Origin of the sequence: Fructobacillus americanaquae (assembly GCF_024029775.1) — a bacterium.
Lineage (GTDB): Bacteria > Bacillota > Bacilli > Lactobacillales > Lactobacillaceae > Fructobacillus > Fructobacillus americanaquae.
Genome location: NZ_CP097122.1, coordinates 186,829 through 206,858 on the forward strand (window position 1 = coordinate 186,829; position 20,030 = coordinate 206,858).

A 20,030-nucleotide genomic window follows, 5' to 3' on the forward strand; every position below is an offset into this window, starting at 1 on the left:
ATAACTTAGTAACTGAATACTCATAAAATTGTCAACTTCATTCTAAAACCGAAAAAATGGCATCAGTTCTTTCTATCAGTTTGAATCCGTTGCACCAAGGCTGGAGCATGTTTTCGTGGCCAAAAAACATAAATAATTAATCCTATTTTGAGATAATTTAGTACCATCAAAGCCATAGATTCAAAGCGGCCATCTTGAATTTGAGACATGTCATTAGCTGTTCGCATGTAATCGGTTGCAAAATGCAAAGCAATCGGATACCAAAGGCTTCCAGTCTGAACATATAAAGCACTGTATGCAAGACCACCAAAAAAAGATAAAACAATCTGAACTAGAACATACTGCAAAGATGCATGAGACAAATTAGTAAGATGTAACAATGCAAAAATTAAGTTAGAAATAGCCACAGCTTCCATCAACTTGCGATAAGAGTATCCATTACGCGATGTATAGTCGAGAAATCTTCCTAACAAAACACCCCGTGTTAAGAACTCTTCAGAAAATCCCCCCATCACACCAGTGGCCAAACTGATAATTAGATCAGGTGTTTTAAAGAATGGCAAAGCCATTGCAATTATCAAAAGCCAAAATGCATAGTCCCATATAGTAAATGATCTATGCATATAAAAAGATTGTTTAGTAATCCAATGATTTAAAAGAATCACCACAAATAATTCACTTATTTTAAACAAAAAATTCGCTTCAAATTGAGTTAAATTAAAGTGATAATATAAAGCATTCAGAGCTTGATAAACACCTAATTGAGTAATTAATAATTCCAGTACTAAAAATAATGCAACTGGAATAATCAAACCAGTTAAAGTATTTTTCCGTGTCATTTTCATCATCCTTTTTAATCTAATATTTTACTACTCTATCATGTCATGAAGTAAATATCCTGTCAATATCATAAAAAAAGGTTAAATCTAATTTTATAGTTGATTTTTGAGGACATTAATCCAAACAATTTCGATGGTTAGAAGTAACACATAAAAGTTTCTTACTCTTTGTATAAAACAATAATTAGAATCGGAAAACTTCTTATTAGAAAGTCCAAAGAAGATGATCAATAGAATCCAATACTGCCTTGTAGCCTTATACAATGAATCAACACAGACTAAACACCATTCTCATTGTTTCACGAAAACGTTACTAGAATCGGATTAACTTCAAATTGAGTAATAAAATACTAACGATGTAAAATAAAAGTTCTGTCGCACAAAACAATAGCTGGTTCAAAAAATCTAATCATTATGATGTTTGGCCATCAGTAATTGCCTGATGCTAAGACCTTTCATTTGTTAATCAGGTAGAGCATGGAAACTTTACAAAATCTGCATTACCAGATATCTGGCGATGCTTACTTTTCTTTTTTCCATTTCATTTCCCCAATCATGAACAGCATTGTTTTTTAATCAATAACTTCAACCTCAAACTTAACATTATGATAATGTTAGACGAATGATGATCCAAATAAAAAAGAAGTCAAAACTCGGGACGAGTTTGACTTCTATCAGACAGAATCGCTGATTTACGGCAATCACACCCAGTTATTGTGGCATGACCCAATAGCTATCATCATTATGTTTCTTCAGATAATTAATAAATTCTTTTGATTCGTAGGCCCTTTGGACAGCCTTTGCCCACTTAGTTTTGGCATTCTTTTTTGTCGTGGTTGCTACCAAATAATAGTCACTTTGAATCTTTTCAGCGACCAGCATCTTCTTTGATGAAATCTTAGCATTGTAGGCCACAGAACCAGGAAGAATTACGTAACTAAAGTCTCCAGTTACTCGCGGAATTGTTGATGAATCAATTTCCTTAAAATTCAAATTATACTTATTTTCAACAATATCATTTTTAGTTGCCGTAATTGGGTTGACACCGGAACGAAGCTTAATCCAGCCTGCTTTTTCCAGTAATTGGTAAGCTCGTGCCGTATTGGACGGATCATTTGGAACCGCGATCGTATCGCCATCACTAACGGCCTTTAAGGAGTGCTTTTGTGCGGGGTAGAGTCCCATTGGAACTGTTGGAATCTTGGTTAATGCCGTCAACTGGCCATTCTTTTCTTTATTAAAATTATTCAAATAAGCAGTGTGTTGATCAACATTTAAATCAACTTGCCCCTCGCTAAGGGCAATGTCAGCATTTAATAAGTTAGTAAATGACTTATTTTCGACCTGATAACCCTCTTTTTCCAAAATGGGCCTTACTCCCTTTAAAAAGAGCTCGCTGTAAGGACCAGGTGAACTGGCTAAGGTAATGTTTCCCTTTTACTATTAGACTGCTGCGGATAAAAGGACCAAATTCCAGCAAGCGCAATCAAAATAAAAATTAAACCGGTTAACCAATATTTTTTCTGCATATTTCTTCTCCCTTTTCAATAAAGTAGTCTTGTAACCGTAAAACAGACTGATAATACCAGGTGATGGCAGTCTCTAACCCGGCATCGTCTAAGACTAAATCAGATTGGTGCAAGCCTGAGTTACCACCACTACCAATCTCTGCAAACACGCTGGGGACTTTACTCGCATAAAAAGCAAAGTCTTCACCGCCAGCTGATGGCGGAAAGTTCACTAAATTAGCATGATACTGGATATTTTCGGCCAAAATATCTGTCAAGATTGGATCGTTTGCAAGCACTGGCGGACCAGGAACCCACTCAATGTCCGCTGAAACACCGTATGTTGCTGCTTGACCATTGATAATCTGGTAAAACTTCTCTTTGGCCCGTTCACGATCATGGTCTCCAAAAGTACGAATTGTTCCTTCAAACCAGGTACTATCCGGAATAACATTCCATGTTTGCCCTCCTTTAACATGGGTAACCGATAAAACGCTTTGTCGGTAAGGGTCAAGAGAACGACTAACAATACTTTGTAAGGCCGTGACGATACTAGCTAAGGCTAAAATGGGGTCAATATTTTCATGGGGCTTGGCAGCATGACCACCAACACCCGTTAATTTGACTGCGAATTGGTCAACAGCCGCATTACGACCGCCATTAGCCACACTGATTTGACCAACGGGTAAATTCGGATGATTGTGATAACCAACAATCACGTCCACGTCTGCCAAACCACCACTAGCAATCACCTGCTCTGCGCCAACATGGGTTTCCTCTGCCGGTTGAAAAATTAGTCGTACTTTGACCGTTAATTGACCGGCTTTTTCTTTAATCCTTTCAGCGGCCCCAGCAAAGAAGTAAGGTGAAAATCATGACCACAGGCATGCATGACATTGGCTTGCTCAGAAGAAAAGTCTAAATTTGTTTGTTCTTGAATCGGTAGGGCATCAATATCGGCCCGTAAAGCGACTGTGTGTGAAGCGCCTTCTGGACCAATTTCTGCAATCACACCGGTCTGTAAGGCCTTTGGCGTAATAATAGTGTAACCTAAATCGGCTAGGTAAGCCTTAATTAATGCTGTTGTCTGATATTCTTGACTGGAAGGTTCTGGATGCTGATGAAAGTAGTGGCGAATGTCACTCAAATCAGTCATCGTTTCAGTTGCAGTGGTTAATTTCATTCATCAATGCCCCCTTTTTAAAACAAAGAAAAAAGGACTAGTCTCCACCATTTCTGATAGACACTAGTCCTCACATAAAGAACTAAAGTTGTTACGATAACAATGCTGTCCAAATCAAATGATGGTTCTCAAATATAGAACATAACGTTCGACAATCAATGAGAACCAAATACAAGATTAAGTACCCATTTATTGTTTTGACATTCGAGAACAGCACATTTTCATCATCATTATCTTCCACCTTTTTCTAATATTGATTTAATAATAGCATTGAATTTTAATTTGTCAATTTTTTTAAATCATTTTTAGTTTTACCAGTTCGAACGACCTGCTCGTACGATTAACCGTCTAACCAATCAAGCTAAGGAACGCATCCTACATTTTATTTTTTTGAAAATGATGGACTACCAACTGGCTGCTTCTTAGCTGACACAGCTAGTTGATCAGCGCCAACTAGCTTTTGAGAATATTGAAGTGATTTAGACAATTAAACAGAAAACTTTACATATGAAGCTCATTTATCAATTTAAAATGATTTTATCCATCTTTTTAGAAATTAAAGCGTTGATTGTCAAAGAATAATTAAAATTAAATGACTGCGGTTGTCTTTCCTAATATTTTCATCGAACTTAAATAATCAGCGACAAAACAATCCAAATTGCTCGTCAACAAGTGGAGTCTCTTCCCATATTGTGAGCAACTTTTTTAGTGTCAATAAAGCAATTTTTCAAATAAAAATGATAGCGAGCTTCACGTTGCTGCTGATTATCAGCATCCTCAAGCGTACTTTCAGATTCAAGAATAACCCCCCTGTGGATAGCATTCTTTTAAAGCTGATAGTGTTTTACCACCAATTCTCTGACCACGAATTGATTGATCAACAGCTAAATAAAGCACAAAAGCTTTATCCTTTAAATCAATCAAATAAGCGATTCCTACGTTTTGTTTGCCATCAACAAGGACCATCATTTTGATTTGATCATGATCAACTGATTTTTACTTGAGTTCTTTAAAAAGAATTTGTTCGCTTACAGGAAATGCCTCACGATAGATTGCTTGCCAGTAATCACGATTGGTCTGACTTAACGGAATAAATTGCACATTGTTGCCTTTACTTCCATTTTATAAGTCAACTTATAAAAAAACAAAACTGATCTTAAGAATTATATAAAATTAGAATAGCATGATTCCCTGCCATCGTCAAACCCATCAAAAAGCCACTCTCCTTAAAACTAAACTAAGGGAGTAGCTCAATGAAAATCTGCATATCACAGACGAATTACAAAGTACGATTAACGTAACACTGGTGAATTATTCACATCAAGCAATTCAAATGGCTTTCGATCATAGATATCCATTTCGTATGGCAGATAATATCGTTGACCATCAATGGTCACGCTCGAACCGTGAAAGAGCTGCTTGTACAATGGTGGTTGCCGATACAAAATCAGTGGCCGCTTGGTTTTGGTGTCATCCCGATGAATAAAAATCTCAACATTCTGGTTGGCCGCAAAACGTTTTTCCAAGGTATAGTGGCCATTTCTGGGTATCAATTGTTGTCCGGTACTAAGCGAAACCCTTTGACCAGGTTCGGGACGGATATTGACTTTTAAAACATTAACTGTCTCTGGCACTGGCAATGAAAAACGTAGTTCTACTGGTGCCTTGACCGGTTGCAGGATTTCTAAGCGAATTGGATATTCCATGTTCCCGTAAGCAATTCCAGGAATACTTTTTGCTGAAGAAAGTGTCAATTCTAAGAACAGGATGCTCGCAATAGGCCAAACTAGGAGTTTTGTCCAATTAACGTTTACTTGTAACTGAACGATTTTCAATGCGGGAAGGCGCTGAACGCCCCCCACCATGCCAATCAGGGTTATTACGGGGTAAAGCATTGGCAAAAAATAGCGTGGTTCAACTTCCCAAATAAAAGTATGAAAGATGGTCAAACCAATGGCTGCCAGTCCGATTAGGTAAGTAAAGGCTCTTTGATTTGTTGTAATTGGTTGATTCTCATAGGGTTGCCAAACTTTAATTAAGAGCTGGCCTCCTACCAATAAGACGGTGGTCGTAGCAATGATGGTAAAAAATGTCGTTAGCATCACCTGATGGTGAAGATAATATCCCGGCGCCTGATCATAACCACTGGCATACCGACCAAAGCCAAAGAGTGGGGTTCCAAGCAAAGTCTGAGACTTATCCAAAGCTAATTTGAACCAACCGGCAAGACCAAGCATTTGTAGTCGATCTTTGATAGAATCCATCGTTAAATAGGTTTTCTTTTCGAGTTTGCGCTCAATATCAAGGCTTTCGTCATTGGAATCATAAGCGCCCTTGCCACTCGATCCAAACGGGTTTAATCCCATATTAATCCAATGGGTTGTCGGTAAGGCAATCTTTTTCTGTGCACTTTGACTGTAGCCGTTAGAACTGGCAAGTGACTTTGTCGTCATTGTAGCCATGACGATTCCTAAAGCGAGGGAAATGGCAATCAGCACCACCCGCCATTTTTCGGGCATTTTCAAAAAGAAAGTCATGAAAATCAAAGATAACACCGCTGGGAGTAAAATTACCATATTGGGCTTAATCGCATAGAGTAAGCCATACACAAGGATCAGAGCCAGGTTAGCCCCCACTATTACCAAGCGTCGTTGACTCGTGAGAACAACAGCCACTAAATAAAAAACGACCGTGGTACAAGAAATAGCCCAAGTATCCGTATAAGTCACCATATTCGGATAAAGATACATAACTGGGTAAAAAAGTAAAATAACCGCCGTCGAGGCAAGCGCCCTGATGTTCTTACTTAAGCGCCAGCTCGTCAGCAAGGTAAAAATTGTCACCATTGCTAACAAGAAAAAGTTCATCAGCCGCAATGCCAGTTGAATAGAAAGACCAACCGACTGGGCGAAGACCATTACTTTACTAATCAAAATAGTAAAGAAAACGAGGTTTGGATAAACATAAAAGTATTCCTGACTTCCGTCAAAATTGCTATGCCAATTCTGATTGCCATGTAAGAGTTCGGTCGCCTTAATTTGAACGTTCAATGGGTCCGAAACATCGTTAATTTGAAAGCGAAGTGCAACATAAAGTAATAATAAGAGATTGAGAGCAGTACAAAGTACCGTAACGACCAGCAAAAATGCTGGCTTTTTGACAAAATCAAGATGCATAATCGCCGAATAACTGGCTATTAAGGCTGGCAGCAACAACAAAATCGCAATTAGATTTTCAAGGTGCTGGTTCAATGCCTGATTTAACAATAACAATACGATAAAAGCAGAAAAAGCAATTTGAAAGCTGCGCTTAATAAACATCAATTCCCCTTAAATACTCACCTTTTGAAAAAGCGGTGTTATTGACTAGATTATAGCATTTTTTCTGTTAGCCAACTTCTTGTAGTCCGAAATTCTATTTTTTAAATTTTCTTAAATCAGCTCCTGGTACAAGCTGATCAGCTATTACTATGTTAAAATAATCTTAATAAGCAAGTATTAAACGGTACTGTTTTGACGCCGTTTAGTGACTTCATGTATATTCTAGAGGTGATGAATCATGAAAAAGAATGAAAAAGTACAGGTAAACGATGCGCTTTGGTGCCTGGTCGACCACCGTGAATACGATATGATTGATGGTAACTTTATCCATGAACTGGATTCTTTTATCGTGGCACTGATTCAAAAAGACTACCCAAAGGTTGCCAATAATAGCTTTATTTGCAGCGAACACCTCGTGCACTACCGTCTCCAAAAAATGGATAAAATGATCAGTGACGACTCACACAAAAATCGACAAATCAATGAGCGGATGACAAGGTTAATGTCCAAGGATAGTTATCGTGTGATTGATGTTGAAAAGCAATTGGAAACCACATTGACGTTTGGTCAAAAAGTCGCCGACGCCGTCGCTCGTTTTGGTGGTTCATGGCCCTTTGTCATTTCCTTTGTTGGTATCATCGTCGTCTGGATCTTGATTAACTCCACTCATCTGTTTGGTCTCCACTTTGATCCATTTCCATTCATTCTCTTAAACCTCTTTTTGAGTATTATCGCTGCCATCCAAGCGCCCCTAATCATGATGAGCCAAAACCGGTCGAGTACCTATGACCGCATGGAATCAAAAAACGATTACCACGTTAACTTGAAATCGGAAGAAGAAATCAGAATTCTTCACTCAAAGATTGACCACCTCATCCAGCAAGACCAACCGAATAATATGCAAATTCAAAAGATGCAAATGGAGATGCTAGCTTCGATCAATAACCAACTAACAGAGGTCCGTAAACAACAAAAAGACCAAATGTTATAAGTTTACTTATAATAAAGAGACTCACTTAATGCTCATTACGTGGGTCGCTTTTTAATTAACGAGAAATTTTTAAAATGTTGAATTGCTTTTATTCAATCTTGTTCTGATTTGTTATCAGGCAATCGCAAGTACCCGGTTATCCCAAAGTCTTCGCCAGAAGGTACCCCTTCAGTAGTGCCATGGCTACTCAGCGCCCGATAAATAATCAACTTCGAATCCCTACTGAATGCGAATTGGGTCCCACATTTTTCTTTGAAGCAAGCAGATTTCTGCTTTGAAGATTATAATTCACTAGCAAACATGGCCGAGTCGTCAACATGAATCATCGGCGCCCGGTTTAAGTAGCTAAACAGACTTCTGATCGGCAAAATCAAGTTCAATTGTACTTACTAATGATAGAATCGAACTTTTAATTCCAACAGCAACCATCCTTGTAACCCCAAAGTACCAGGGTTAATTGCTTTTTAAGTACTAAAAACCCCGAAAGCGTCGAGCTTTCGGGGCGCAGTCCCTAAGACTGCATGATTTTAAATTGTTGTAGGATGAATGTTTTGTGAATTCGCTTCCATCCTAACCCGGACTGACCGAGTTGGCCTCACGTTTCATAAAGAACGATGCCTGCAAGGATTTGGCGTTTGCCAAGGAATTGTTTACGATTGCTGAGTTTTTGCCCAACATCATCTTTGTGTTCAGAGAAAACTTATTCTTCATAGACAGTACCTCCAAGAACTTAATCCTTTTAGGAAACGGCCGGCCATTTCCTTAATTGAATTATACAACGCTTTGTCAAAATAGCAACATTAATTTTTAATTGTTTTTTTTGACAGCTGTAATCTTCCTTTCATCGTTCCTTCATAAAATCAGTGATTGGTTCCCCACCTTCCTTCCACCTATTCAAGGTATCAAGGATGTCATCTGCTAGCCATTTTCCTCTTATCAAGCGCCATTACAATTGTTATTTTGTTGATTTTGTATTTCGTTGAGCAACCATGTTAAAATCGTACCTGGATTCAAGAGAAGTAAAAAATTAAGGAGAAGATTACTTGTTTAAAAATCAAAAAAGAAATCCACTGTTCCTACTGACATTAATACCCTTAGCGTTGACGGGCTTATCCAGGCACCTCAGTTCAATCGAGTATAATTTGGCCTTTAGCCTTTTTGTTGCTACCGTGGTAATTGTCCTTTTGCCACTACAGAAAAATAGCGAAAACGATAACTTGGTTCGTCCCCGCTACTTCAAATTGATGACCATTATTGGAACCGGACTTTTTGCTTTTTCGGGAAACTTCCTTTACCAGCAAGAAATCAATCGGCAAATGGCGACACAAAACAGTGTTAGTGTTTACCCTGTCTTCCTGGTACTAATCCTGTTGCCGGCGGCACTAGTATACCTACTCGACTGGCATACCCATAAAAATTAACACAAAAGGCCAGCACTCAAAATTTGAGTGCTGGCCTTTTTTTTACTTATTGAGGGGCGAGAATACCACTTTGAATGCGGCGCTGTTTCAAAAACCAATAATCTTCAGGATTACCAACCAGTGCCGTAAACGGCACTGGTTCCCGACCCGCTAAACGAATCTTTTCTTCTAAGAAACGCTTTAAAATCCAGGGTTCTTCAATATAAGCTGGTTCCAGCGCCAAAACAGCTTGTAAGTGTTCCGGCGTTGTTTGCAATGCAACCGCCACCCGGTCAACCGACCAATTCAGAATCGCAAAATTTTTCTGCAATTCTGCCCGTGTTGCGACTTGTTCAGCTACCGTTAATGACATCGAATCCCCTCCTGATTTTTTTAGTTTTCCTTTTTAGCAGGATCTTGCAACAAGAAGAAAGCCAAAACGCCACCAACAGCAGTAATCAAAAGTGAAGCCACCGTCACGCCACGCATGCCGGCAAAGAAGGCGTTGTCGGTTACAGTCTTCAATGTCGAATGGAATGGTAAGTGCGTCATCTTAGCACTGGTCACAAAAGCTTGGCTGGCAAATGGACCGGCATCGATTAAGGCGTGCTTAATGGCAGCGAGAACTTCTGTCGGAACACCCGTAAAGGTCATGTGGTTGTTCAAATAGTCGTCATACTGGTTCGTTTGTGACAAACCAAGGATGACGACACCAAAAGAAACACCCAATTGACGGAAGACGTTAATCAAACCAGACGTCATCCCGATTTCTTCTGGCTTTGCACCGGCCAAACCGGCAGTATTCAACAATGGGTTAATCAAAGCGTTTGAAATTCCCAACAAAGCCATTGGCGCAAGCAAATCAGTATAAGCTAACTTAGTCGTCATCGCGTTTAAGAAGACCAAGAAAGACAAGGCAGACAATAACAATGAACCAGAAATCAACTTCCGCGTTGAAAACTTACTACTCAAGTAACCCGTCACTGGCCCAAGGAAGAGCGCCCACATTGTTAATGGAATTTGACGGACACCCGTACTAAAGGCTGAATAACCCATATAGTTTTGCATCAAAGACGTCAAGAAAACATTGTTTGAATAAATGGCGGAACCCAACGCAAAAGCAACAAAAACCGCTCCGACAAAGTTCTTATTCTTAAAGAGTGCCAGATTCATCATTGGCTTGTCAATCTTCAACTCAACAAAGATAAAGATCGCCAACAAGACGGCTGCAGCTAGCAACCACAGCGCAATTTTAGGACTTGTCCAAGCTAAATGTGGGTTATCTTCCTTTTGAATCAAACCAAAGACAGCTGAAAAGATGGCAACAGCTGAAAGAAGCATACCCACAAAGTCAATCTTTTGTCCCTGACCATAACTTGGTGTTTCGGCTACCGTCAGCCAAACTAAGATAGCTGCAAAAATACCAATTGGCACATTGACGTAGAAAACGGCTGGCCAACCAAAGGCCTCAGACAAAATACCACCAATCAAAGGACCGGAAACAGTTGAAAGCCCCATCACAGAACCCAAAATTCCCATGGCAAAGCCACGTTCCTTCCCTTCAAAAATGGAAGCAACCAAAGCCATTGAGATGGTCATCAATCCACCACCACCAAAGGCTTGCACGGCACGACCGATGTCCAAGACTAACAAGCTTGGTGCTAATCCGTTCACTCCGGAAGCAACCACGAAGATGATCATACATGTCAAAAACATCTTCTTGCGACCATACATATCGGCTAACTTTGACAAAACTAAAATCACGACAGCGTATGAAATGGTATAGGCACTAATCACCCACTGGACATTGCTAAAAGTCGTATGAAAGCTCTTCACCATCGTTGGCAGGGCAACGTTGACGATATTCACGTCCAACAAGCCCATGAAGACACCCAAAGATAAGGCTAAGAGTGCCCACCAGCGCTTTGCTGAGCGCTCGTTTGTATTATTCATATTTCGTTCTCCTTTAATTCTTGCAGAGATTCATCAATCCAGGCCAGCTTAGCTAGCGCCAGGTTATCTTTTAAGGTGAGCGTTTTCAGCCCCCAGCGATAAAAATCAGCCCGCTCGGGGTGATCTTTCGTCTCCTCTCGATAATGCGTGGACAATTCCTGGTAAACATTACGGTCCGTTAAAATGGCATTGCGATAATCGGTTAAAATTTCTATTTGCTTATCTCTTGCCAAGTACGAAAAGGACCGAAACTTAAAATGATATGAATTATCGCGATTGGCATCCTGGACAACCGGTTCGTTGATTAATTCAATTAGTCGCTCGTGGCCTAACCCAGTAATATGAAAAATTTTTGAATTTCGGACATTCCCGTCGACGCTTTGGATAAAGCCGGCTTTTTCCATCCGGTTTAAAACTGGGTATAAAACACCGTTTGATATCTTGCGTCTAGGTACCACTGTTGAGCCCAAAACCATGGCAAGCTTATAACCCGACATGTCTCGTGTACTTAGCAGTGACAGAATCAACAAATCGTACATCAACTACCTCCTCATGATGAATTTCCTTTGACAGGTCGAAATGACAGGTCGTTTCGACTTATCAACCAAAATCACTATACACCCATTTCAAAAAAAGACAAGCCTTTTCAGGCCAGCTTAGAAAAATCGGTTTAAACAAGAAAAAATGACCATAAAAATAAAAAATAACAAAAAAGGATGGTTATCTCAGCGATAACCATCCTAATTTTTATGCCATAGATTTCTTGGCAGCTAATGTTTTTAACCTTGTTTTGTTCAATAGCAATGAACTTGTCACAACCGATAGTGAACTAAAGGCCATGGCGAGCCCGGCTAATTCCGGACTCAAAATAAAGCCGATGCCATAGAAGAGCCCCGCCGCAACGGGAATACCCAAGACGTTATAGATAAAGGCCCAGAATAAGTTCAGCTTAATCCGGTTAAAGATTTTGGCACTCAACTCAATGGCTGTCGCCACATCCTGCAAATCGTTCTTAACTAAGATAATGTCCCCAGATTCAATGACAACATCCGTTCCAGACCCCATTGCAATCCCGACGTTGGCAGTTGAAAGTGCTGGTGCATCATTAATCCCATCACCAACAAAGGCAACAGCCCCCTCCTGCTGGAAGGCCTGAACGTGATCCGCCTTATCGTTTGGCATCACTTCCGTGATCACCTGGTCGATACCAACTTGGTCAGCAATTGCCTCTGCCACCAATTGGTTATCGCCAGTCAGCATAATGGTCTTCAATCCGCGTGCCTTCAAGTCAGCAATCGCCTTCTTTGAGCTGGCCTTTGGTGCATCTTGAATGGCAACCAAACCGATAACCTGATCCGCTTCACCAACCAAGACCACAGTTTTAGCTTCAGCCTGTAACTCTTGCATTTTCTTTTGCAAATCAGGATCAATTTGACGCTCGGCCAACAAACGGGTATTCCCAACAAAGGCCGTTTGACCGTTCAATTCACCCGTGACCCCCTGACCTTCAATTGCAGCAAAATTCTTCGCACTCTCTTGGTTATTCAAACCTAATTTTTCAGCATAATCCAAAACGGCGATTGCCAAAGGATGTTCTGAATTCTTTTCCAATTGCCCAGCCAAGGTCATAATCTTTTTTTCCGGACCGATGACATCAGTCACGACTGGTTGACCAACCGTAATCGTCCCGGTCTTATCAAAGATAACCATCTTCACCTGGTTAACAGCTTCCAGCACTTCACCGTTCTTAATTAAGATACCATGCTTCGCACTTAAGCCAGTACCAACCATCAGCGCGGTCGGTGTCGCAAGACCCAATGCACAAGGGCAAGCGATTACTAAAATTGAAATGGCGAAGACCAACACCGTTGACAATGCGGAGCCAAGGAAGACGTACCAAATCAAGAAGGTCGCAATTGCCAGAATCAAGACAATCGGTACAAAGATACCCGAAACCCGGTCCGTCAAATTCTGAATTGGCGCCCGTCTAGTTTGAGCCTTCTTCACCATCTCGACGATTTGAGAAAGCATCGTTTCTTCACCAATCTTGCCGGCCTTAAAGACAAAGGAACCGTTGGTGTTGATGGTTGCGCCAATGACGGCATCGCCCGCCTTTTTCTCGACTGGCATACTTTCCCCAGTTACCATTGATTCATCGACCGTTGACTGACCATCAACAATGGTCCCATCCACGGCAATTTTTTGTCCAGGTAAGACTTTGATTAAGTCGCCAGTGACTACTTGGTCTAATGGAATTGTGACTTCTTGCCCATCACGGATGACGATAGCGTCCTTCGCCTGAAGGTCTAACAACTTTTCAACGGCACTAGAAGCATTTTTACGCATCCGTTCCTCAAAAACTTGTCCCAGCAGGATAAAGGTTACGACCAAGGCAGCTCCTTCGAAGAAGACTGGCTGCCCAACAATCATTGCATAAATACTATATAAGTAAGCCGTCATTGTCCCAATCGCAACAAGGGTATCCATGTTGGAGTGGTGCTTCTTAAAGGATGACCAGGATGACTTCAAAAATGGTGCGGCAGAAACCGCCATGACAATCGTCGTCAGCCCAAATTCTGTAATGGTGCCACCCGGCAAGTGAAAACCAAAGGGCATCAAAACCATCTTAGCGAGCATCGGCACTGAAAAAATCAAAGCAATGATAAAGCGCCGGCTGGTTGTCAATTTTTGCATGTGTTTTTATACCTCTTAACTCAATTGAATTGCCTTATTGCACAATAACCTTCCCCTTGACCATGTTCATGCCACAAGCAAATTCAAATTTGCCGGTTTGGTCAGTTGGAATGGTAAAACTGATTTCTTCGTTTAATGGCAACTTTGATTGGAAGCCAAAATCATGTGACTGAACAGTGTCTAAACAACCACTTTCGCTAACGCGCTTAAAAGTTAAGGTTGCTTGATCTCCTTTTTGGAAAGTTACCACGTTTGGTTGGTATTGTCCGTCAACTGTGACTGTTTGTTCTACTTTTTCTGCCATGATTATCTCCTTTTTTATACGTAAACTTATTAATTTTATATTAATATGAAAGTTTCTATTCAACAGTTACCTGGCCATGGAACATATCCATGCCACAAGCCCATTGGTATTGACCTGGTTGATCGGTATTGATTTTCAACGACACTTTTTGTCCCTGCGGCAACTCCTGATTAATGCCAAAATCAGCAAATACCACGTGATCCAAACATCCAGAAGGATCGGTGCGAGTGAAATTCAAGGTTGCTGGTACGCCCTGCTTCAAGACAATATGCTCAGGTGAATAGCCACCGTCGACTTGAATGTCAATCATTTGCTGGTTTTCATCAAGAGTCGCTTCTGCACTCTCAACTTTATGTTGACCAAAGAACCACCAAATAATAAAGGCGATTGCCGCTAGGCCAGCCACCATAACCAAAATTTTGTCCATAAAATACTCCCAATTTTTGTTTTTGCGAACACCGCCTATTAGTTCGTCAGTTTTTGTTTTAATGGTGTACCATTGCGCAAGAATCATCATCTTCATGAAGACAATGACAAGCGACCTGGTCTGGAGCACTCGCTTCACGTTCATCTAAAATCGCCCGGATATTTTGAATATCCGTTTTGCTCAATGGTTCTTCTTTGATGAGTGCCGTTAAGAGCGTCCCCTTATAGGCATCACAAACGGAATCGAAGAACCGGTTCGCGTTATAGTCGGTTGCCTCGTTTTCAGCCACAACTGGTACGTAGGTAAAGACCTTTTCTGATTTGTCGACTGCAATCATGTCTTTATCCGTCAAACGCCGAATTAACGTTTTAATGGTTGAAGCTGACCAGTCATGCGATAACTGGGCTTCCTCAACAATTTCACGACCCGTTGCCCGTTTCTTCGTCCAAATAATCCGCATAACCGTTTGTTCGGTATCAGTGATGTTAATGATAATCCTGTCCTCCGTTCATCAAAACAAATCGTGTTTACATTTGTAAACAACACAATTAGTATAACTTTCTGGTTTACATTTGTAAACAGGAAAATAAAAAAACATTCCCAAATTTGGAAATGTTTCTGATTAATCATTGGTTAATGGCTGATATAAGCCTTATTTTTCCTGCGTTAGGTTAATTAAAATCTTCGCCTGCGATTGGTCGGTTGTCAAAACATCAAAACCATCCGTGATAATATCGTCTAATTTAATCTCACTAGTAATAATCGGCGCCACATTGATTTGGCCACTTGTTACCAGGTCCACCGTCTGCTGAAAAGTTTGCCGTGAATAGGCAATCGTCGAAGTTAAATTGACCCCACTATTCGTTAACGCCATTGGATTAAATTGGATAGCATGAGCATAAATGGAAACCACGACCATATAACCACGCGCTTTTGTCGTTTTGATGGCTTGATCAAAAGTTACTTGCACACCAGCAATTTCAAAACTAGTGTCTGCCCCCTCCGGTAGTATCTGACGGACCGCCGCCACGACATCGCTGACCTCACTTGGATTAATAATATCCGTAGCACCCATTTTAAGTGCTTTTTGCAACCGAATGGTCGATAAATCAACAACGACAATTTTGGTTGCACCGGCCGCTTTCGCAGCAGCTGTGACCATCGCGCCAATTGGACCAGCACCAAAAATCACAACGGTTTGTCCAAAGGTGAGATGGGCTTCCTTAATCGCTTGCACAGCAACCGCAGTTGGCTCAATGACCGCTGCTAATTTCAAGAAAAAATCATTCGGTAATGGATACAAGTTTTCAACCGGGACATTGACGTAACCAGCAAAACCACCATCCGTGCTCAGTCCGATAAAGCTATAACCATCGTAGACATCCACATTATCGGGTAGCACACCCTTGGTAATCGTTGGGTTAACGGACACATGGTCGCCAATTTGGAAATCATGGACGTTTTCACCAAGCTGATCGATTTGACCAGAAAACTCGTGCCCCATTGTGATAGGTGCCTGCCCTCCAGTTAAGGGGTCAGGAAACTCCGTCGGAATAAAAACCGGCCCCTCTAGATATTCATGCAGGTCGCTACCGCAAATACCAGCATAGGCCACCTTGACCCGGACTTCATTTTTTTTAGGCTCTGATAAATCAGTTTCCTCAACCCGTACATCATTTTTACCGTGCCAAATAGCTGCTTTCATGACCAACCTCTTTCCACTAACTAACCAGTGTTAGCTGATTATTGTGAACTTTATATCATGATACAAGTACATTATAACACTGTTTATCAGTAAAAATACTGTTTTTATGCTGATTTTGTTTTTTTATCGAACAAATAAATGTGAAAACAGTAACTAATATCTAAACATTCCCCCTCACCTTAGAACAAACAAAAAAGCTTTCATCATTGAAAGCTTTTTCGCACGATTTATTTGCTTTTGGTTAAGTTCACCAAGATTTTTTCTTCAGATGGATTATCGATTAACGGTAATAACCCCTTCTTCAAAAAATCAGCTAAGCGAATTTCAGAAGTAATTAGCGGTTCGACCTTGAGTTGGCCATTGGTTACTAAATCAACCGTTTGTTGAAAAGTTTGGCGTGAATAAGCAATGGAAGTCGCAATCCGCACACCCGCATTCATGAGCTTACGGATATCTAAACGAATTGGCTGCGAAAAAATCGAAACCACCACAACAAAGCCACGCGGTTTCGTTACAGCAACTGCTTGGTCAAAGGTTTCCTGAACGCCCGCCACCTCAAAAGATGCATCCGCTCCGTCTGGCAAAATCTGAGCAATTTTTTGTTCAACATCCACAACTTGACTCGCATTGACCGTGTCAGTCGCCCCCATTTCAAGAGCCTTTTGCAGACGAACTTCTGCCAGGTCAACAACAACAATCCGTGAAGCACCTGCGGCACGAGCGACCTCTGCTAACAAAACACCAATTGGACCAGCACCAAAAATGACCACAGTCTGACCAAAAGCCAGGTCCGCTTCCTTGACTGCTTGAACGGCAACAGCTGCTGGTTCCATTACTGCGGCTGATTTTAACGAAAAGGTCTGTGGCAAATGATAAAGGTTTTGAAACGAAACGTTCGCATAGGGCGCTAGACCACCATCCTTACTCAATCCAATAAAGCTATAACCATCATAAACATCGACGTCGTCAGAGGATTCTCGCTTGGTAATGGCAGGATTGACCGCCACGTGATCGCCCACCTGAAAATCGTAAACATCGGGTCCAACAGCTTCAACCACTCCTGAAAATTCATGACCCAGAACAATCGGTGCCGCTTCATTTGTCAATGGATCAGGGAAAGTCGTTGGAATTAAGACTGGCCCTTCTTGGTATTCATGAAGATCACTGCCACAAATCCCAGCATAAGCCACCTTAATCGTTACTTCATCGCTGGCCAGTGGTTTAAGATCCACTTCTTCAATTCTGATATCTTTGGCTCCATGCCAAACAGCTGCCTTCATGTAAAACTCCTGTAAAAATCAACGAATTTACCGCAATATGATTGCAATAACATTCCAAAGTAATTACAGCATAACAGGAAATCGGATATTTGTCATCACTTTGACGCCGACTGTTTTCTAAATACCAATTTAGAATACTATTCATCAAAAAAACTAACAAACGATTGCAACTCCGACCATCACCCCACTGGCAGTGAAACCAGGGCATCATTCCCCATTTCATTTTTCTAGTATTGACCACCCATTTGCAAAAAATACGCCATTAATTTAGATTGAACATTTGACACCCCTCACTTCGACCACGCTTTTCTATTAATTCTCATCAAATCCTTACTTACGAGAAAAAATTTTATATGCTAAGTTGGAATTAATAAGAAAAGGAGCATTGATAAATGCCACGTAATTTTAAAGAAGAACTAATTTTCATGTTGATGATGGCCGGCCTGATGGTCTTGGGTATGTCCATTTACAATATTTACCTCGCTCAGGGACTAACGGATGGTTTCTGGCACGAAGTCATCGTCGGCTACCCTATCGCTTTAATCGTCGCCATGGTTTGCGACGGTTTCCTCGTCGGTCCCTTGGCTAAGATGCTAGCTTTCAAGCACATCGTCCCCCGCTTCAAAGCAACTGATGGCCTTCAAATTCCTCTGACCATTTCCACGCTGATGGTTTTGGGCATGGTTACTTGCATGTCCCTCTTCGGTGTTTTAATCAACGGTCACTCACTGTCCGCCTATCCAAAGGCTTGGCTTTTCAACCTGCTTTTGGCCTTACCAATGCAAATTTTAGTGGTTGGCCCAATCGCCCGCGCTGTTTTATCAAAGGTCCAAGGAGCTGTTGCACCAGCTAAAAACTAAGCCAGACAAATTTCACCCAACACAAAAAGTATCCGCCAGTACCTCACTGATTTAAAATCAGTCAGACAAACTAGCAGATACTTTTTCTTTACACTTCAATTGTTGTGAACGCTTTAACCCTTTGGCTCAACTTGCTTTGGCAAAAAGATTGCTGGAATAAACATCACAACGGTAATGGCCATCGACCACCAAAAGGCGTGTTGATAAGCAACAATGTTAGCACCAAGGACCCGGTGTGTTGAAACATAGGCAGCAACGACAGTCGCTACCAATGCTGAACCGAAGGCGCCACCAACGTTTTGGAAAATCCGTGCGCCAATGTTAGCTTGCGGAATCAATTCCTTTTCCATACCCAAGAGAATCGTCGTCATCAGCGGCATAATCACGCCACCGACCCCAAGACCACGAACAAAAAGCACGGCACTAACAATCCCCATATTCGTGCTAGCGTTAATCCAGCCAAACGGAATTGTCCCAATTAGTGCCAATGAAAGCGCAAACCAAACTACATAACGGACACCAACGCGATCGAGTAATTTCAATAAAATTGGACGAATCAACAACATCCCAATCCCTTGGGGAAGCAGCCAAAGGCCCGTTTCCAAAACAGACATCGACCGCCCCTGCTGGAAGTACAGTGGCAAAATCAGCATCGGTCCATTGGTGACCATCCCAGCCAAGACCAAGTTAATCGTCGTCGCTGAATAAACCGGTGACTTAAACAAAGCAAGTGGTAAGACCGCCTGATCCTTTTTGTACCGGCCCCAAATCCAGTAGACAACAAAGGCCAACAAACCAGCAGTCACATAGAGACGGGTATCAGCATTGTTAAAGCTGGCTAAATCGCCTGCACGGGAAAGGCCATAAATAACGGCAGCTGAACCCAAGCCCAGCAAGGCAATACCGAAGGCATCGATGCGGGCTGATTTATTCAGATCCGGAATATCCGGCACCTTCCAAAAATTCAAACCGGCTACAATAATCATAATCGGCACATTAATCTAAAAAATCCATTGCCAATTACCATATTCAACAACAAGGCCCCCAATAATTGGACCGAAAATGGGACCAACCATAATGGGCAGCATGACCACCATCATCAGCTTTTGCAAATGTTCACGTGACGCAATATTGACCAGCATCGTTGTGACCAACGGAATGATCAAGCCGGCCGCACAACCTTGGACGACTCGGTACAGAATCAAAGCATTGATATCATGACTCAACGCCGCCCCCACCGATGATAAACCAAAGAAAATCTGTGCTGCTAAAAAAACGTATTTTCCATTAAAGCGCTGCGTTAACCAGCCCGAAAACGGCACAGCAATACTCGTGGACAATACATAGGCCGTAATAATCCACTGCACGTTCGATAGCGTGGTATGCAAATCACGACCGATATCATTAATGGCGATATTGGTCATGGTCGTATCAAGCATGGGCGCCAAAAGGCCAAAAGCCAAAATTAGCGCAACATTGCGTATTTTTTTCATTTCCATTTTTCCATTTCCACTCTGTTTAGTTTATTTGAGGAAATAAGGAACAATTTGTTCTCTATTTCAATCC

The 20,030-nt window shown here is 41.3% G+C and carries 19 protein-coding genes and 1 pseudogene; 3 read left to right on the forward strand and 17 right to left on the reverse strand.

All coding sequences use genetic code 11. From position 1 onward, the window contains the following. Positions 1-62: 62 nt before the first annotated feature. The 5 genes and pseudogenes from M3M36_RS00770 to M3M36_RS00795 all read right to left on the reverse strand — a co-directional run bounded on the left by M3M36_RS00770 (position 63) and on the right by M3M36_RS00795 (position 6,850). Entirely contained in the window at positions 63-839 is a 777-nt protein-coding gene (locus M3M36_RS00770; RefSeq protein ID WP_059393019.1) for a CPBP family intramembrane glutamic endopeptidase, read from the reverse strand. 711 nt (positions 840-1,550) lie between these two features. Next, positions 1,551-2,204: a MetQ/NlpA family ABC transporter substrate-binding protein gene (locus M3M36_RS00775; RefSeq protein ID WP_252773981.1), complete on the reverse strand. Its 654-nt coding sequence runs from the start codon at positions 2,202-2,204 to the stop codon at positions 1,551-1,553. A gap of 142 nt (positions 2,205-2,346) precedes the next feature. Continuing rightward, positions 2,347-3,530 (reverse strand): annotated as a pseudogene (locus tag M3M36_RS00780) (amidohydrolase). A 795-nt stretch (positions 3,531-4,325) separates the two neighbouring features. Beyond that, on the reverse strand, positions 4,326-4,499 hold the full coding sequence (locus tag M3M36_RS00790; RefSeq protein ID WP_252773983.1) for a hypothetical protein: 174 nt from the start codon (positions 4,497-4,499) through the stop codon (positions 4,326-4,328). A gap of 323 nt (positions 4,500-4,822) precedes the next feature. Beyond that, complete coding sequence (locus tag M3M36_RS00795) at positions 4,823-6,850, reverse strand: glycosyltransferase family protein (protein ID WP_252773984.1); 2,028 nt, start codon at positions 6,848-6,850, stop codon at positions 4,823-4,825. A gap of 238 nt (positions 6,851-7,088) precedes the next feature. On the opposite strand from M3M36_RS00795, the gene M3M36_RS00800 reads away from it, so the two are divergent. After that, entirely contained in the window at positions 7,089-7,841 is a 753-nt protein-coding gene (locus M3M36_RS00800; protein ID WP_252773985.1) for a DUF1003 domain-containing protein, read from the forward strand. 570 nt (positions 7,842-8,411) lie between these two features. Here M3M36_RS00800 and M3M36_RS00805 read toward each other — a convergent pair. Beyond that, a complete protein-coding gene (locus tag M3M36_RS00805) occupies positions 8,412-8,552 on the reverse strand; it encodes a hypothetical protein (RefSeq protein ID WP_158531844.1) in 141 nt (46 codons plus the stop codon). 431 nt (positions 8,553-8,983) lie between these two features. On the opposite strand from M3M36_RS00805, the gene M3M36_RS00810 reads away from it, so the two are divergent. Then, on the forward strand, positions 8,984-9,262 hold the full coding sequence (locus M3M36_RS00810; protein WP_252773986.1) for a hypothetical protein: 279 nt from the start codon (positions 8,984-8,986) through the stop codon (positions 9,260-9,262). A 46-nt stretch (positions 9,263-9,308) separates the two neighbouring features. Here M3M36_RS00810 and M3M36_RS00815 read toward each other — a convergent pair whose 3' ends face one another. The 9 genes from M3M36_RS00815 to M3M36_RS00855 all read right to left on the reverse strand — a co-directional run bounded on the left by M3M36_RS00815 (position 9,309) and on the right by M3M36_RS00855 (position 17,604). Next, positions 9,309-9,614, reverse strand: coding sequence for a DUF2316 family protein (locus M3M36_RS00815; protein ID WP_252773987.1), 306 nt, complete (start codon positions 9,612-9,614; stop codon positions 9,309-9,311). 20 nt (positions 9,615-9,634) lie between these two features. Then, entirely contained in the window at positions 9,635-11,194 is a 1,560-nt protein-coding gene (locus tag M3M36_RS00820) for a DHA2 family efflux MFS transporter permease subunit (protein ID WP_252773988.1), read from the reverse strand. Further along, positions 11,191-11,733 (reverse strand): PadR family transcriptional regulator, encoded by a 543-nt coding sequence (locus M3M36_RS00825; protein WP_252773989.1) that lies wholly within the window; start codon positions 11,731-11,733, stop codon positions 11,191-11,193. The genes M3M36_RS00820 and M3M36_RS00825 overlap by 4 nt, the downstream gene beginning before the upstream one ends. A 208-nt stretch (positions 11,734-11,941) precedes the next feature. Continuing rightward, positions 11,942-13,879, reverse strand: coding sequence for a copper-translocating P-type ATPase (locus M3M36_RS00830; protein ID WP_252774402.1), 1,938 nt, complete (start codon positions 13,877-13,879; stop codon positions 11,942-11,944). 43 nt (positions 13,880-13,922) lie between these two features. Next, positions 13,923-14,192, reverse strand: a complete 270-nt coding sequence (locus M3M36_RS00835) for a cupredoxin domain-containing protein (RefSeq protein ID WP_059393040.1) — start codon at positions 14,190-14,192, stop codon at positions 13,923-13,925. Between the two features lie 55 nt (positions 14,193-14,247). Next, positions 14,248-14,619: a cupredoxin domain-containing protein gene (locus tag M3M36_RS00840; protein WP_252773990.1), complete on the reverse strand. Its 372-nt coding sequence runs from the start codon at positions 14,617-14,619 to the stop codon at positions 14,248-14,250. 58 nt (positions 14,620-14,677) lie between these two features. Further along, positions 14,678-15,115: a CopY/TcrY family copper transport repressor gene (locus M3M36_RS00845; RefSeq protein ID WP_338029138.1), complete on the reverse strand. Its 438-nt coding sequence runs from the start codon at positions 15,113-15,115 to the stop codon at positions 14,678-14,680. A 156-nt stretch (positions 15,116-15,271) separates the two neighbouring features. After that, positions 15,272-16,324: a 2,3-butanediol dehydrogenase gene (locus M3M36_RS00850; protein WP_252773991.1), complete on the reverse strand. Its 1,053-nt coding sequence runs from the start codon at positions 16,322-16,324 to the stop codon at positions 15,272-15,274. Between the two features lie 227 nt (positions 16,325-16,551). Then, positions 16,552-17,604 (reverse strand): 2,3-butanediol dehydrogenase, encoded by a 1,053-nt coding sequence (locus M3M36_RS00855; protein WP_252773992.1) that lies wholly within the window; start codon positions 17,602-17,604, stop codon positions 16,552-16,554. Between the two features lie 392 nt (positions 17,605-17,996). Here M3M36_RS00855 and M3M36_RS00860 point away from each other — a divergent pair, with 392 nt between their 5' ends. Then, positions 17,997-18,464 (forward strand): DUF2798 domain-containing protein, encoded by a 468-nt coding sequence (locus tag M3M36_RS00860; protein ID WP_059393045.1) that lies wholly within the window; start codon positions 17,997-17,999, stop codon positions 18,462-18,464. A gap of 113 nt (positions 18,465-18,577) precedes the next feature. Here M3M36_RS00860 and M3M36_RS00865 read toward each other — a convergent pair whose 3' ends face one another. Beyond that, entirely contained in the window at positions 18,578-19,450 is an 873-nt protein-coding gene (locus M3M36_RS00865; protein ID WP_252773993.1) for an MFS transporter, read from the reverse strand. A 15-nt stretch (positions 19,451-19,465) separates the two neighbouring features. Next, a complete protein-coding gene (locus tag M3M36_RS00870; protein WP_252773994.1) occupies positions 19,466-19,963 on the reverse strand; it encodes an MFS transporter in 498 nt (165 codons plus the stop codon). Positions 19,964-20,030 lie beyond the last annotated feature (67 nt).

What these genes read in the sequence shown, in the direction of transcription:
- M3M36_RS00770 (WP_059393019.1), bottom strand. Translation starts at nt 839, where the DNA reads ATGACACGGAAAAATACTTTAACTGGTTTGATTATTCCAGTTGCATTA.
- M3M36_RS00790 (WP_252773983.1), bottom strand. Translation starts at nt 4,499, where the DNA reads ATGATGGTCCTTGTTGATGGCAAACAAAACGTAGGAATCGCTTATTTG.
- M3M36_RS00795 (WP_252773984.1), bottom strand. Translation starts at nt 6,850, where the DNA reads ATGTTTATTAAGCGCAGCTTTCAAATTGCTTTTTCTGCTTTTATCGTA.
- M3M36_RS00800 (WP_252773985.1), top strand. Translation starts at nt 7,089, where the DNA reads ATGAAAAAGAATGAAAAAGTACAGGTAAACGATGCGCTTTGGTGCCTG.
- M3M36_RS00805 (WP_158531844.1), bottom strand. Translation starts at nt 8,552, where the DNA reads ATGAAGAATAAGTTTTCTCTGAACACAAAGATGATGTTGGGCAAAAAC.
- M3M36_RS00815 (WP_252773987.1), bottom strand. Translation starts at nt 9,614, where the DNA reads ATGTCATTAACGGTAGCTGAACAAGTCGCAACACGGGCAGAATTGCAG.
- M3M36_RS00820 (WP_252773988.1), bottom strand. Translation starts at nt 11,194, where the DNA reads ATGAATAATACAAACGAGCGCTCAGCAAAGCGCTGGTGGGCACTCTTA.
- M3M36_RS00825 (WP_252773989.1), bottom strand. Translation starts at nt 11,733, where the DNA reads ATGTACGATTTGTTGATTCTGTCACTGCTAAGTACACGAGACATGTCG.
- M3M36_RS00835 (WP_059393040.1), bottom strand. Translation starts at nt 14,192, where the DNA reads ATGGCAGAAAAAGTAGAACAAACAGTCACAGTTGACGGACAATACCAA.
- M3M36_RS00840 (WP_252773990.1), bottom strand. Translation starts at nt 14,619, where the DNA reads ATGGACAAAATTTTGGTTATGGTGGCTGGCCTAGCGGCAATCGCCTTT.
- M3M36_RS00850 (WP_252773991.1), bottom strand. Translation starts at nt 16,324, where the DNA reads ATGAAAGCAGCTATTTGGCACGGTAAAAATGATGTACGGGTTGAGGAA.
- M3M36_RS00855 (WP_252773992.1), bottom strand. Translation starts at nt 17,604, where the DNA reads ATGAAGGCAGCTGTTTGGCATGGAGCCAAAGATATCAGAATTGAAGAA.
- M3M36_RS00860 (WP_059393045.1), top strand. Translation starts at nt 17,997, where the DNA reads ATGCCACGTAATTTTAAAGAAGAACTAATTTTCATGTTGATGATGGCC.
- M3M36_RS00865 (WP_252773993.1), bottom strand. Translation starts at nt 19,450, where the DNA reads ATGATTATTGTAGCCGGTTTGAATTTTTGGAAGGTGCCGGATATTCCG.
- M3M36_RS00870 (WP_252773994.1), bottom strand. Translation starts at nt 19,963, where the DNA reads ATGGAAATGAAAAAAATACGCAATGTTGCGCTAATTTTGGCTTTTGGC.